Source organism: Paenibacillus plantarum (assembly GCF_013141695.1).
Lineage (GTDB): Bacteria > Bacillota > Bacilli > Paenibacillales > NBRC-103111 > Paenibacillus_E > Paenibacillus_E plantarum.
Genome location: NZ_WHNY01000045.1, coordinates 82,637 through 98,808 on the forward strand (window position 1 = coordinate 82,637; position 16,172 = coordinate 98,808).

Genomic DNA, 16,172 nt, shown 5'->3' on the forward strand with positions numbered 1-16,172 from the left:
ATTATTAGCTAGCTGTGGCCTGTGTATAGGAGGAGAATGACAATGAAACAAAAAAGAATAACCATAAAGGCTTTTCTTCTTGTGATGATTCTTGCTCTGCTAGTAGGCAACGTCCAGGTTGTTCAAGCTGCTGTGTTAGAGGATGCGCTAGGAATGAATGATATTGTCATTGACAATAGTAGTTCAGGTGTAACGATACAAGGAGCTTGGGACACAACTTCTACAGCAAGCAATCCTGAAAGATCAATTGGGAGTGACTATCGAACTGTAAAGCCGGCCGACCACAACGGCCAATTCCTGCAATACAATACACCGGCTTCTTTTCAGCAGGGGAGATACAAGGTTTATTTATCAACGTATCGATCACAATCTAACCGCTCTACGAATGTGCCCGTAGATATTTTTCATGTGAATGATGGTAATGTCACAACACTAAGTTCAGTCACGGTGAGCCAGAAGGGGAGCACAGGTGCAGTTTGGATTCCGATTGGTGAATTTGAATTTCAAGAGGGCGACGGCAACTATATTCAAATAAAAGTGGATGGCGCTGAAGGCTATGTGTTAGCGGATGCTGTGCGATTCCAGCCAATGTTTACGCCTGCACCACCAATCCTGAGTAATGATGCGACGCTTTTAAGCTTACAGGTCAATCCTGGCTTACTTGATTTCAATCCCCAAGTGAAAGACTATACGTTAGATGTTCTTGGGAATGTTTACAGCAGTATCGACATAACACCTACAGTTACTTCAACTGTTTATAAAAGTCTGCAAATCAATGGACAGGAGACGGTATCGGGAAGCACCTATACGGTTCAGCTAATGTCAGGCAGCAATTCCATAGCTATTGTAGTTATTGCACAGGATAATACGACTCTTACGTATAATCTGCAGGTCAATCGTATATTGCTAAGCAATGAAGCGTCCTTGAGCAACCTGACACTCGACCGTGCGACATTGGACTTTAGTCCGGATGTGACCAGCTACCAGGTGCAAGTAGGTGATGAGGTGAACAGTCTTGAGGTGACGCCAGTTGTATCATCAGCAGTGTACAAAAGTTTAACTGTTAATGGCCGGTCTCAATCTTCCGGCGACCCTTACTTGATGACATTATCAACTGGCAATAATTCGATTTCTATTCGGGTAACTGCGCAAGACGGAACAGAGAAGGAGTACACCGTAAATGTGAGCAAACAGGGAGAAGTAGCCACGCTGAGCAGCTTGTCACTCACAAGAGGGGCGTTGAATTTCAGTCCGTGGCGGACCGTGTATAGCATTTATGTGGGTAATAATGTGGACACACTTGCGTTAACGCCTACCTCGACTTCCGATTTCTTCGATCATATGACGGTTAACGGAGTTCCTCATGTCTCTGGGACGCGATATAACATCCCATTGATTACTGGGGAGAATCCAGTTGTCATTGAAGTGACGTCAAAGGCACAGCGACAGATGATGTATACGGTTAACATCACACGTTTAGATGCTAAAGCCAATGCTCAGATGGTCAATGGCGCTGTAACACTTCCTGCGGAAAAGCTTGCGGAAGCGTTAGGGGTACACTTGCATCAAGACACTTCGGGTCTACTTGTTTATAGTGAACGCCCTTTTGAATTCGCCAGTCCTGCGGATACTGCTCTGCAAGAAGAACTGACGCAACTCCTCAACCTTCGATTGAAAGTGGATGGTGAACATGTTGCATTTTTCAATCCCAAGCAGACAGAATATCGTCTTCTGCTGCCAGCAGATGAGCACATTCCTTTCATAGACCTCGAGAGTGGGGCCGGAACGAGCTTTACGGTAAAACAGGCAGCGAATCTTGATGAGGCAACAGTTCTGACCATTGAGGGTGTAGGCACCTACTCGTTTACTTTCGTGGAGGATAAGATTGCAGACACGTCGCAGCCGTCGCTTGCTGGGCTCAAAGTAACCATTGAAGGTGAAGAGGAAGTGGAATTTGTACCTACTTGGATTCCTGTGACCTACGTAGATGCTAATGATGGCTATGCGAATGTGAACACGCCAAATAAGACAGTAGATAATGATCTGAACACCAGATGGTCGGCTACTAGCCAAGGTGAAGTTAAATGGATTCGTTACGATTTGGGAAGTAAGGTAAATGTTCACTCGATGTCTGTTGCAGGATATTTGGGCAACGAACGTTCCTACAATTTCGAGGTAGAGATTTCTGATGATGGTGTGAACTGGACGCAGTTGCTTCCCATGCAGTCGACTAGTGGAACCATACTGTATCCCGAGATGTTCCAACTGGGAGATGTTGAGACCCGATTTGTCAGGCTGCCCTCTTATGGCTATGGACCAACACGGGATGGTTGGAACGGATTTTCAGAGGTTCGCTTCTATTCAAGCCAGGAGCAAGCCAATGTAGATGCTTCCAAATGGGATGAATATTTTGCACCTTCTTCGAATAAGTTGGGGGACCAATTGAAGTTGTCAGTGAAAGGATTGACTTCAGAAGGTGTTGAGCACAATTTGAACCCAGATACGACCACAATCGCATTCTATACCGATAATGCTGCGATTGCTGAGGTGGATCAAGCGGGCAATGTTCTCCTGACTGGTGTAGGAGAAGTGCGGATCACTGTCATGGCAACGCAAGGTGATGCGGTACGGCTGGGCAGTCTCATCATTAGTGTTAGTAATTAAGGATGCAGTATTGAACCCGTCAGAGTGCTCTTCTCTGGCGGGTTTTTCTCACCTTACATGTAAAGGCGAGCGCATACGTGAAACGTATAATCCTTGTGAGCGGAAGCCCACCTTTTTTTTGCGATCTCTGAGGTTGTGAATCACTAACAACGACACCAAAGGCACTTAACGCAAGACTAGCTACTCTACAATCTACGTCACCTAGACAAACACATCATAGACAAGCCACTACCCGAACCCCAGCTACTCAACAAATTCAATCTTGAAGACTAGTTAAACTACAAACTCCCACAAAGACTAGCTACCAAACAAGCCACTACCCGAACCCCAGCTACTCAACAAACAATGCATACATTCAGCTACTCCACAAACTTCACGCCCCGAACAACGGCTACTCCATATACTCCACCTCAAAGACCAGCTATTCAACAAACTCTCCCACCAGTCCAGCTACTCAACTAACCACGCCAAAATCCACGCCTCAACCTACACCACAATCCACAACCACAATCCCTAGCTGCCACTTTGCAATTTAACTGGATAACCTGATGTTAATTTCTCGGTTTTAAGTCATTTTTAAGGATTAAATGGAAATTATGTAGTTAATTTGGCTGGTTTTGCAGGAATCAGAGAATTATGATGAGATTAGATGTATGTTTTCCAGCTATTATTGGAAAAGGCAAGAAATACCTAAATATAACTGTAGGTTATCCAGTTATTTGGAAAACAAGGCGTCACACAAGGTTATTTCCCTTGGATGGCGCCTTTTTCACGTTTCGGGATGCCTACACGCCGAACCTGTTAACCGAACGAAAACATGTATATTGAGCAAGCGGCCTCGGATCGATATGCTTGGGACATTCAACGAAGAGGGAGTGTAGAGATAATGATACAAGAACAATGGATAGGAGATGCCTGGGAACAAGGCGTCCGGAAAGTAAAGAATACGAGCCTGCGAGTAGGTGCAGCATTTCCTCACGGTTCGAACGAGGGTCAATTTCAATTGACCTCGCCGCATTACTGGACAGCAGGCTTCTGGCCTGGAATCCTATGGCTCATTTATCAAGATCGCCAAGATGAACAATTACGCCTCTTAGCAGAGAGCTGTGAAACACAGATGGATGCTGTTATCGAGGCTTACGAGCCTCTTGATCATGATATGGGATTCATGTGGACGCTAACTTCGATAGCGAATTGGCACCTCACCGGCAATGAGCAGTCCAAACGCCGAGCTTTGAAGATAGCCAGCCATTTGGCGGGGCGATTCAATATCAAGGGAAGCTTTATCCGCGCATGGAACAGCCCGGAGCGGGTCGGGTGGGCAATCATCGATTGCATGATGAATTTGCCGCTGCTCTACTGGGCGTCGCAACAAACGAACGACCCACGCTTTAAGCACGTTGCAGAAGCGCACGCGGGAATGGCCGCCAAGCAATTTATTCGCGAGGATGGCTCCGCGTATCACATTGTCTGCTTCGACCTTGAGACAGGCGAACGCACAGGTGCGCTCGGTGGCCAAGGCTATGCGGAAGAGTCCGCATGGGCACGGGGTTCCGCCTGGTCGATCTATGGCTCGGTGCTCAGCTACCGCCACACGGGTCGTGCCGATCTCTTGGCAGCAGCGGAGCATGCTGCCTCCTTCTTCTTAGCACACTTACCCGAGGATAAGGTGCCGTATTGGGACTTCCGATTGCCTGCCTTCGAGGGGGCATCGCGTGATACGAGTGCCGCAGCGATTGCGGCAAGCGGACTGCTGGATCTGGCTGCGGTATGTGCAGGCGATCGGGCACTATTTTATAAGGAACAAGCGTGTGCGATCTTACAATCATTGTCTCAACATTATTCCACAGATGATTCCGAAGAAGCGATCCTAAGCTCAGGTACGGGCAACGTGCCGATGAATCAGAATATCAATAAGCCGCTGATTTACGGTGACTATTACTATATGGAAGCATTGGCGAAGCTGCAAGGACATCCCTCTTTCTGGGAAATAGGGGCAACGAAAGCCTAATATATCAAGGTTTTTCAAAATTTAGAGATATATATGTTTTACATAATAAGTTGGCTATATTTCTAGATAAATACTCTCGTCATATGTGACGGTGTAGCCATTTATTGTGCATGTATATCACTAGAAAAAGTGTATATCGGACAGCAAATATCCGCATTGTATCAGCCTGTTAACTGATCGAAATCATGTATATTGTACGGATGCCGGATTAACAGGTACGATGAGTTCAAATTACAGAGCAAGGAAGTGACACCGATGAGTCAGACACTCCCTCCTTCAACACCAGCGATGGTTAAGCCGAAGGCGAGTACAGCAAAAAACAAAAGTAATTGGCTAGTAAGGAAGTATGGCAAACGCGTATTAAAACAGAACATACCGTTGTACATCATGTTTGTGCCTATCATCCTTTTCTTCTTTATATTTAAATACTACCCGATGACGGGACTCGTCATTGCCTTTAAGAAGTACAGTTTCATTAAAGGGATCTGGGGCAGTCCTTGGGCAGGCTTGGATAACTTTAAAATGATCTTTCAGACGAAACAAATTTTTAGTATCGTGTGGAACACCTTAAAACTGAGCGGGTTAAGCATCGTCATTGGTTTCCCTGTTCCCATCATATTAGCGCTGCTTCTCAATGAAGTAAGGAAGATGAGGTTCAAAAAGTTAGTTCAGACGCTGGTATATCTGCCGCATTTTCTCAACTGGGTTATCGTAGGAGGCATTGTTGTTACGGTGTTCTCGCAAAGTACAGGAACGCTCAATCATCTGATCGAAAAACTTTTTGGTGAATCGTATCCGTTCTTATATAAAGAGTTTTCCTGGATTTCCATCTATCTGGCATCAGGTGTTTGGAAGGAATCCGGTTGGAACGCGATTATTTATCTCGCAGCACTTACAGCTATTGACCAAAGCTTATATGAAGCATCAAGCATTGATGGTGCGAATAAATGGCAGCAAACGATACGTATTACATTGCCTGCGATTCTGCCAACGATCATTATTATGTTAATTCTGAAGATCGGACATCTGATGGAATTAGGCTTCGATCAAGTGTTTGTCCTGCAAAATAACGCAACCCTTGAAATCTCTGAGGTCATTAGTACTTTCATGTACAAAATTGGTATCCAGCAAGCGAATTTCAGTCTTGCAACTGCAATGGGACTGTTTGAATCCTTGGTTGGTTTAATCTTAGTACTTGCAGCAAACCGAATTGCACGCCGCTTCGGCCAAGGCTTATGGTAAGCAAACACATGACGAAGTGACAAAAGTTAAGAAGGAGAAGCTTATGAAGCATACACAAGGAGAGAAGGTATTTTACGCCCTCAACTATATATTTTTAATGATCTTGGGTCTCAGTTGCTTGTTACCTATCATTCACATTGCAGCGTTGTCCTTGAGTGATAAGCATGCGTTAATGTCAGGAACGGTAAGCTTTTGGCCTGTTAATTTGAGCTTAGATGGCTATCATGCACTGTTCAAGGAAAGCCCAATACTTACGGATTTTAAAAATAGTGTAATTATTACAGTGATAGGGACCTTCCTGAATATCGTGTTCACGATCCTAGCAGCATACCCGTTGTCCAAACGTTATTTTATCGGACGCAAATTTTATTCATTCGCTATTATTTTCACCATGATCTTCTCAGCAGGTCTCATTCCTACTTATTTACTCGTTCAAAAATTGGGGCTCATCAATAGCTACGGTGCCCTTTGGTTGCCAGGTTTGATTACAGTGTGGAATCTTTTGGTTTTGAGAAGCTTTTTCGAAGGATTGCCTGAAGAGTTAGAAGAGGCATCGCGTATAGATGGCTGCTCCGAATGGCGCTTGATCTTTCAGATCGTGTTGCCATTATCATTGCCAGTCTTAGCTGCATTAACCTTATTTTACGGGGTAGGCCATTGGAATGCTTTCATGAATGTACTGATTTATATTAATGATTCCAGCAAGCTGAATTTAGCTGTCCTCGTACAGCAGATGATCCAGAATCAGACCCTTATGCAAGAATTGACACAAACACAACCAGATTTAGCAGCAGCCATTACACCAGAGGGTGTTAAAGCGGCAGGAGTCATTGTAATGACATTGCCGATGTTGATCGTATATCCATTCTTACAACGTTTCTTCGTCAAAGGTGTCATGGTCGGTGCTGTGAAAGGGTAATGGTAAATCTTTGAAAGGGGTGATGTGCAGCGCTAAACATGGTAGTCTTAGTTTAAAAGTAGAGGAATTCATCGGGGTTATCTTAAAAATTGTACGTACAAATCATGAGGGGTGACTTATTCATATGAAAAAAATCAGCAAAATGAAAGCAACATCCGTTTCCTTAGCATTAGTACTTTCCAGCACAGCGCTACTTACGGCTTGTGGATCAGATAAGGACAAGGCAGCTAGCACAACAACACCAAGTACCGCAGCTGCAGCTACAGCAAGTGCGAAACCAGCAGGACCTAAACCTAAGATTACGGTTTCCATTTATGATCGTAATAATGTACCTGAGGGTGAAGGCTCGATTACGAATAACCGGTGGACGAAGTGGATTAATGAGAATGCACCTGTGCAAGTTGAGTTTATCCCTGTTCCACGTACGAACTCTTCGGAGAAGTGGAACGTTCTGTTCGCTTCTGGCCAAGCACCTGATTTAATCTTGGAATTCTCGAATCCTTATATGAAGGATTTGGCGGCCAAAGGACAAATTATTCCGATCGATGATGCTATTTCGAAATATTCCACGAATTACAAGAAGATGATCGCTGGCAATGAGTCTTTACAAAAATTAACGAGATTTAATGGGAAAACGTACTTCTTTGGTCGCAGTCTTCCATTTGCAACCAACCACTATGTGATGGTTCGCCAGGATTGGTTGGATAAATTGAAGCTACCAATGCCAAAAACAACAGAAGAGTATCTGCAAGTTGCGAAAGCGTTCACAGAGCAAGATCCTGACGGTAATGGCAAGAAAGATACATTGGGTTCAACTTTCTGGGATGTAGACTATATGTACCAACTAGGGCAAGCGAGTGATGAAACATTGCCAATGATCACGTCCTATCATTTAATCAATGATCAATATGTACGTACATGGGATCGTCCAAAAGCAGATTTAGCTTTCAAGAAAGCTCTGTATGATGCTGGCACTGTAGATAAAGATACGTTCACAGACAAAAATATGGCTAAAGCACAGCAAGATTGGGTTAACGGCAAGCTTGGCATTTATGGATCAGATGGTTTAGAAGGTGCAAAAGGATACGATGTCTACAATACGCTGATCAAAAATAATCCAGATGCAAAAGTAGCGATTATGCCGCTTCCGAAGTCTGAAATAGGTCAATTTTCACCTGCAGGTGCAGTACCTATGCAATTTATGGGTGCTATTAATGCAACAGCGAAGAACGTAGAAGCCGTTGTTCAATATGTGGATTGGTTGATGACGCCAGAAGTTCAAAACACATTGAAGTATGGTATGGAAGGCGTTAACTATACGATGGTAAACGGTTGTCCGAAACCAATTGATGCAGCGAAAAACAAGAAAGAATTAGATTGGAATGGCGATTTCCAAATGGTGTCTCAACTGGGCACAATGGGGAAATGTGCGGATTACGTGAACCAACTAGATCCTTCGAAGCCGAATGATAAAACCTATATTGACTTGATCAACCAAGGTAAAGCGGCATACATTACAGCTGATCGTCCAACTACGTCCGAAATCGTACTTCCAGTTACTTTGACAGATGATCTAACTGTTATTAAAAACACGTTGAAAAATACACTTACAAACATTTATACAAAAGCTGTTGTAGGTGGATCAGGTTATACCGTTGAACAAGCGATGAAAGATGCTCAAGATGCTTGGGAAAAAGGCGGCGGTAAAAAAGTCGATGACTTCTATACAAAAGCCTATACAGATAACAAAAAAGACGTTATTTACACGAAAGATTACTATAAATTGTTGACGAAATAAGTTAACGACAATCATGTACACAAGTTAAATCAAAGTTTTAGTCCAACATGTGCTTCCTTCCTGCTGTTAGTTAGTTCGGAAGGAAGCATTTTTTTTCAATATAAGGACTCGATTTTTGCAAGGAGCGGCTGAAGTAAAGCCAACAAATCGTTCGACTTAAGAGGGGGCTAATTATGTTAATGGGTAAATTTCGTTTTATGAAAGCGCTTATATTGGTGCTAGCTATGATTGTCAATGTACTGGCACTGCCCATTCAACCTGCCTATGCGGCAGATGAGTATGACACATTACGCGCGAAAATTTATGACCTTACCACGGGAGGACCTACTTTCGATCCAGCGGACCCGGACATCAGCGGCAAGATTACCAATATTACGACGCTTGCTCAGACGAATTGGGATACGATGAATAAGACTGCAGGAAGAACTTATCTGTGGAGTGACATGGCAACAACAACAGAATCAGAGCACGTTTCTGGAAGTTACCAACGTTTAGAAGCGATGACGCTAGCTTATGTGACAAGAGGTTCAACGCTTCAAAATAACGCAGCTTTACTGGCGGATATTATAAGTGCCATGGACTGGATGTACACGAACCGATATAACACTAGTGTAGTGTATAGAGGTTATGACAATTGGTTTGACTGGCAAATCTCTTCTCCACTCAGCATCAATAATATAACAACTTGGATTTATTCCAGTTTAACCGCAACGCAGATTACGAATTGGCACGCTGTCATCGACTATCAAGCGCCTACTTGGGGAGCCAGCCTGACTGGAGCTAATCGCGTATGGGCTTGCAACATTAAAATTACGAGCGGGATTATAGTCAAGAATAGTGGCAAAATCATCTTAGGCAGGGACCAGCTTAGTTCGGTATTTGATTATGTGACTTCCGGTGAAGGGATGTATAGCGACGGTTCATTTCTTCAACATACCGCACTCATTCCTTACAACGGCGGATATGGCATAAATTTGCTCGATAATTTAACCAAAGTGATGTATGTCGTTGCAGGTTCTACGTGGGATATAACAGATCCAGATGTGAATAACATCTATCAATGGATTTATAATGCTTTTGAACCGCTATTTTATAATACCTCCATGGCCGATATGGTCAGAGGAAGAAATATTGCTAGATTAGCCAGCGATGATAATGGATTAACGTCAATGGGTGCGCTTGGCGCTTCCGTGGTAAGGATGGCATTGTCAGCACCATCTGCTGATGATCGGGCAGCCTATAAATCGATGATTAAGAAATGGATGACAGAAGCTACGTCTCCTACCAAGTATGCTGATTTGGTTATGATCAGCTCCATCGTGCAAACGAAACAAATCATGAGTGATCCCTCTGTTACCACGAGAGATGCGCTGATCATGAACAAACAATACCCCAACATGGCTAGAGCCATACACCATAGACCAGGATTCGCTTTTGGCATCAGTATGTCATCCAATAAAATCGGGAATTTTGAAATTGTTAATAATGAGAATTTAAAGGGTTGGCATACCGGAGACGGAATGACCTATCTCTATAATTCCGATTTGACACAATACAAGGATTCTTACTGGCCAACTGTAAACAGCTATCGTTTACCTGGCACGACAGTCAATCAGAACACAACGGCAGCAGCTAATGTCAAAAATCCGAATAGTTGGGTTGGCGGAACAGAAATATCGGGCCAATATGGGATCACAGGCATGCAATACACGGCTAATGCCGCTACGCTGACAGCGAAGAAATCATGGTTCATGTTCGATGATGAGATTGTAAGTCTGGGAGCTGGTATCACGTCCACAGACAACAAGGTAGCTGAAACCATTGTTGAAAACCGAAAACTGAACAGCTCCGCTAACAATGCGCTTACTGTAAATGGCGCCGCAAAGTCAACCACGCTAGGTTGGAATGAGACGATGACCGGAGTCACAAAGGTTCATTTGGCTGGAAATGTGGCTGGTTCCGACATCGGTTACTACTTCCCAACAGCAACGACATTAAAGGGATTGCGCGAGGCGCGAACAGCCCAATGGTCGAGCATTAACCAGTACTCTACAGGTCCAGAATACTTTACGAACTATACACGCAACTATATGAATCTGTGGTTCGATCATGGCACGAATCCGACGAATGCCCAGTATGCCTATGTGCTACTGCCAGGTATGTCAAGCGGGCAGTTGGACACGTATGCAGCTAATCCGGATATTACAGTCGTTGAAAATTCAACCGCTGCACAGGCTGTGCAAGAAAATGCACTTGGCATACTAGGAATTAACTTCTGGAATGATGCGGTCAAAACGGTGAGCGGTGTCACCAGCAATAAAAAGGCGTCCGTCATGGTCCGCACGACCGAGAATGGAACCGAAGTTTCCGTATCTGATCCAACGTTAGCCAACACGGGTACCATTCAACTTACGCTGACGCAACCTCTAGGGCCTGTGGCATATAAGGATTCACGGATAACAACCAGCACGAGCGGCGGTACGACTACGCTTACGGTTAATGTGAACGGTGCTGGCGGCAAAAGCATCAAGGCGTTTTTTGCAACGCCAACCGGTGTCCCGATTGCCGGCTATACAGTGAACGAAGATTTTGACGACATGCTGCCTGGCACGCTGACCGGGCAAAACGGCTGGATTTTCAATAACGCAGGTGTTGCTGCGAATACGGTTGTCGTGCAGAAGGACAATGGCTCTATTACGGACAAATCGCTGAAAGTAACAGCGGGCTCAACTAGCGGAAGTGCCGAAGCTTATCGTCTGTTTAATGCTCCTCAAGGCGGCTATATCACAGCGGAAGCGACCGTAACAGCTGATGATAGCAATTGGAAAAATGCGCTAATCATATCAGACAACAGCTTAACTGCCAATAACGTAGCGGCTCAATTGGTGATGCAAAGCGGTAAAATTTGGGGCTATAACGGCAGCACCAAAACCGATGTTTTGACAGGAATTACGAATGGTCAGCCGTACCGCCTAAAGGTCGTGATCAATGCGTCAACGAAAAAATACGACGTCTACGTCAATGATGCGCTGCTCGCCTCGGGTTGGAATTATCGCTTCACGGGCTTGACCGCGCTCGACAAGGTTTCTACTTCCATCGCTGGCAACGCCAGCTCGATGAGTGTGGACGATGTGAAAGTATCGTATGCACCACTCACGTTAACTAGTTTAATCGATGAGAATTTTAACGGCATGACGCTCGCTAATCTGAATGGGCAAGGCGGTTGGGTATTCGATAACGGCGGCGTCACGGGGAATACGGGCGTCGTACAGATGGTAAGCGGATCGGCTACGAACAAAGCTGCCAAATTGACAACAACGTCCACTAGCGGCAAAGCCGAGGCGTATCATTCATTTACTGCACCGGCAGGTAGCACGGTCATCGCAGAAGTGACCGTGACCGCCGATGACAACAACTGGAAAAATGCCTTAGTCATCGCTGACAGCAGTCTCACTTCGAACAACAGTGCTGTCCATCTCATAATGCAGAACGGCAGAATCTGGGGCTACAACGGTAGTACCCAAACGAACGTGCTGACTTCGATCGAGAGCGGCGTTCCATACCGTTTGAAGGTAGTAATCAATACATCAACCAAAAAGTTTGATGTCTACGTGAATGGCGAGCTGCGAGGCTCACAGTGGAACTATCGGTATACCGGATTGACCAAGGTTGACCGGCTGGGCTCAGCGATCGGCGGCAACGCCAGCTCGATGAGCGTAGATGATGCCAAGGTGAGCTATATTCCGTAAGGTATTCAAGTAGATTAGCCTAACTTCTAGTTCAGTCATATGCTCCTCTTCATTCGTATGGTTAATTCCTAATCCATTCATTGAAGAGGAGCATTCTTTGGCCTGAGACAATTTAGCATGTGAAAGGGGTTATTAATGTTGACGAGTAAAAACCTAATTAGGAAAGCACTTGTGTTGATACTAGCTCTAGTATTCATTGCAGTGGCACTGCCCATTCAACCTGCCAATGCGGCAGATGAGTATGACACGTTGCGAGCGAGAATGTATGATTTTACAACAGGGGGCTCAACGTATGACACTGCTGATCCGGACATCAGCGTCAAGATCACGAATATTACGACACTAGCACAAACCAACTGGGATACGATGAATAAGAGCGCGGGTAGAACTTATCTGTGGAGCGACTTGGCAACGACAACGGAATCGGAGCATGTTTCCCAAAGCTACCAACGGTTAGAAGCAATGACACTGGCTTATGTGACGAGAGGCTCATCCCTTCAAAATAACGCAGCTTTGCGCACGGACATTATCAGCGCTATGGATTGGATGTATACGAACAGGTACAATACCAGCATTCCTAAAAGAGGGTATGACAACTGGTTTGACTGGCAGGTCACTTCACCGCTTGTGATCAATAACATTACAATTTGGTTATATGACAGTTTAACCCCGACGCAAATTAGCAATTGGCATGCGGTTATCGACTATCAAGCTCTTGCATGGGGGGCTGGCTTGACTGGAGCCAATCGTGTATGGGCTTGCTACATTAAAATTCAAAGCGGGATTATCGTCAAGAATAGCGCCAAAATTATAGAGGGCAGAGACCAGCTTAGCTCCGTATTTGATTATGTGACTTCTGGAGAAGGGGTGTACAGCGAGGGGTCCTTTATTCAGCATACCGCATTCATTCCCTACAACGGGGGATATGGCACAGCTTTACTCGATAATTTAACAAAAATCATGTATGTCGTAGCTGGGTCCACTTGGGATATCGTAGATCCGGATGTAAATAATATTTATCAATGGATTTATACGGCTTTTGAACCGCTATATTATAATAACTCTATGTTTGATAATGTCAGAGGAAGAGGTATTGCTGGTTATAGAGATGATGATAAGGGACTTACTTCTATAAAAGCGATTGGACCTTCCGTGGTTCGGATGGCATTGTCCGCACCAAATGCCAGCGATCGGGCTGCCTATAAATCAATGGTCAAAAAATGGTTGCTAGAAGCCACTTCGCCTACGAAGTATGCGGATTTGGTCATGATGAGCGATATCGTTCAAGCGAAGCTAATCGAGGGTGATACATCCGTTACCCCAAGAGCACCGCTGATCATGAACAAACAATACCCGAATATGGCTAGAACTGTACACCATAGACCGGGATTTGCCTTCGGCATCAGCATGTCTTCCAATCGAATTGCGAATTATGAACAGATTAATGATGTCAATTTAAGGGGGTGGCATACCGGAGACGGGATGACCTATCTGTATAATTCGGACTTGAAACAATATAAAGATTCCTACTGGTCTACGGTCAATAGTTATCGCATGCCAGGTACAACCGTTAATCAGAATACCACGGCTGCTGCTAATGCCAAAAATCCCAATAGTTGGGTTGGAGGCACAGAAGTTGCAGGCTTATACGGAGCAACAGGCATGCAATACACGGCTAATGGCTACAATCTCACAGCAAAGAAATCCTGGTTTATGTTTGATGATGAAATCGTGAGTTTAGGTTCCGGCATTACATCTACGGACAACAAAGTTGTTGAAACCATTGTCGATAACCGCAAGCTGAACAGCAGCGGAAACAATGCGATCACCGTCAACGGTGCTGCTAAATCGACAGCACTTGGGTGGAGCGAGACGATGACTGGCGTAAATCGCATTCATTTGGCCGGAAGTGTGGCCGGGTCGGATGTCGGTTACTACTTTCCTACGACAACAGTGCTTAAAGGATTGCGTGAAGCGCGAACAGACCAATGGTCGAGTATCAATCAATACAATCTTGGCACCGATTACACGACGAATTTTACACGCAACTTCATGAACCTATGGTTCGATCATGGTATGAATCCGACCAATGCTGGGTACGCTTATGTACTGCTGCCTGGCAAGTCTAGTAGTCAAGTGGACACCTATGCCGCAAATCCAGACATCACGGTGGTTGAGAACTCGACAGCGGCACAAGCCGTACAAGAAAATTCACTAGGAATTCTAGGGATTAACTTCTGGAATGATGCTTCAAAGACGGTGAGCGGTGTCACCAGTAACAAGAAGGCGTCCGTTATGGTCCGTACAACCGAGAACGGAACGGAAGTTTCCGTATCCGATCCAACGCTGTCCAATACGGGCACAATTCAACTTACGCTAACGCAACCTTTGGGGCCAGTGGCTTATAAGGATTCTCGGATAACAGCCAGCATGAGCGGCGGAACGACTACTCTTACGGTTAATGTGAATGGTGCTGGGGGTAAAAGCATTAAGGCGTTTTTTGCAACGCCTACAGGCGTCCCGATTACCGGGTATACGGTGAATGAAGATTTCAACGACATGTTGCCTGGCACGTTGTCCGGGCAAAATGGCTGGATTATGAATAACGCAGGTGTTGCTGCGAATACCGTTGTTGTACAGCCTTTGAATGCTGATAACACAGAAAAATCACTGAAAGTAACGACAGCATCAACTAGCGGAAGTGCCGAAGCGTATCGTCTGTTTAATGCTCCTCAAAGCGGCTACATTACAGTTGAAGCGACCGTGACAGCCGATGATGCCAATTGGAAAAATGCGCTCATCGTTGCGGACAACAGCTTAGCTACCAATAACAATGCGGCACAGCTAGTGATGCAAAGCGGCAAAATTTGGGGCTATAACGGCAGCACCAAAACCGATGTGTTAACAGGGATTACGAATGGCCAGCCGTATCGCTTGAAAGTCTTGATCAATGCGTCAACGAAAAAATACGACGTCTACGTCAACGATGCGCTGCTCGCTACGGGCTGGGACTACCGTTACAACGTGGCCACGCTCGACAAGTTCTCTTCTTCCATCGCGGGCAACGCCAGCTCGATGAGCGTGGACGATGTGAAAGTATCGTATAAGCCGCTTGCGTTAACTAGTTTAATCGATGAGAATTTTAACGGCATGACACTCGGTAGTTTGAATGGGCAAGGCGGTTGGGTATTCGATAATGGCGGTGTCACGGGGAACACGGGCATGGTGCAGACAGTGAGCGGGTCGAATAAATCCGTCCAATTGACGACAACGTCCACCTCTGGCAAAGCTGAGGCGTATAAAGTGTTTACCGCGCCGGCTAACAGCACGGTCATTGCAGAAGCGACTGTTACCGCCGATGACGATAACTGGAAAAATGCTTTAGTCATCTCTGACAGCAGTCTGACTTCGAACAATAGTGCTGCCCATCTCATTATGCAAGCAGGCAGAATTTGGGGTTATAACGGTGGGACTCAAACGAACGTACAGACCTCAACCACGAACGGAGAACCTTACCATCTTAAAGTGATTATCAACACGGCAACGAAAAAGTTCGATGTCTACGTGAATGGTGAGCTGCGTGGCTCGCAATGGAGCTATCGGTATGCCGGGGTGACCAAGGTCGACAAGTTGGGCTCCTCCATCGGCGGTAATGCCAGCTCGATGAGTGTAGATGATGCGAAGGTGAGTTATAATCCTTAATTTACTAGAAAGAAGCCTGAGGCTCAAAGTCTCAGGTTTCTTTGTTTATCTTGCATGCATGTTAATCCAACAAAGAAATGTAGATTG

7 protein-coding genes are annotated in these 16,172 nt (G+C 45.2%); all 7 read left to right on the forward strand.

Annotated features, from left to right (window positions below):
• Window positions 1–42 precede the first annotated feature (42 nt).
• A complete protein-coding gene (locus tag GC096_RS15770; RefSeq protein WP_171631498.1) occupies window positions 43–2,664 on the forward strand; it encodes a cadherin-like beta sandwich domain-containing protein in 2,622 nt (873 codons plus the stop codon).
• Window positions 2,665–3,550: 886 nt separating this feature from the next.
• The gene (locus tag GC096_RS15775; RefSeq protein ID WP_171631499.1) at window positions 3,551–4,675 is read left to right on the forward strand and encodes a glycoside hydrolase family 88 protein; all 1,125 of its coding nucleotides are present in this window, start codon (window positions 3,551–3,553) and stop codon (window positions 4,673–4,675) included.
• Window positions 4,676–4,930: 255 nt separating this feature from the next.
• Window positions 4,931–5,917 carry an ABC transporter permease gene (locus tag GC096_RS15780; protein WP_312886279.1) on the forward strand — a complete coding sequence of 329 codons (987 nt, stop codon included), beginning with the start codon at window positions 4,931–4,933 and terminating at the stop codon, window positions 5,915–5,917.
• 43 nt (window positions 5,918–5,960) lie between these two features.
• Window positions 5,961–6,836 (forward strand): carbohydrate ABC transporter permease, encoded by an 876-nt coding sequence (locus GC096_RS15785; protein WP_171631500.1) that lies wholly within the window; start codon window positions 5,961–5,963, stop codon window positions 6,834–6,836.
• Window positions 6,837–6,960: 124 nt separating this feature from the next.
• A complete protein-coding gene (locus GC096_RS15790; protein WP_171631501.1) occupies window positions 6,961–8,634 on the forward strand; it encodes an extracellular solute-binding protein in 1,674 nt (557 codons plus the stop codon).
• Window positions 8,635–8,813: 179 nt separating this feature from the next.
• Entirely contained in the window at window positions 8,814–12,383 is a 3,570-nt protein-coding gene (locus tag GC096_RS15795) for a polysaccharide lyase 8 family protein (protein ID WP_171631502.1), read from the forward strand.
• A gap of 135 nt (window positions 12,384–12,518) precedes the next feature.
• Window positions 12,519–16,085: a polysaccharide lyase 8 family protein gene (locus GC096_RS15800; protein ID WP_171631503.1), complete on the forward strand. Its 3,567-nt coding sequence runs from the start codon at window positions 12,519–12,521 to the stop codon at window positions 16,083–16,085.
• Window positions 16,086–16,172: the final 87 nt, after the last annotated feature.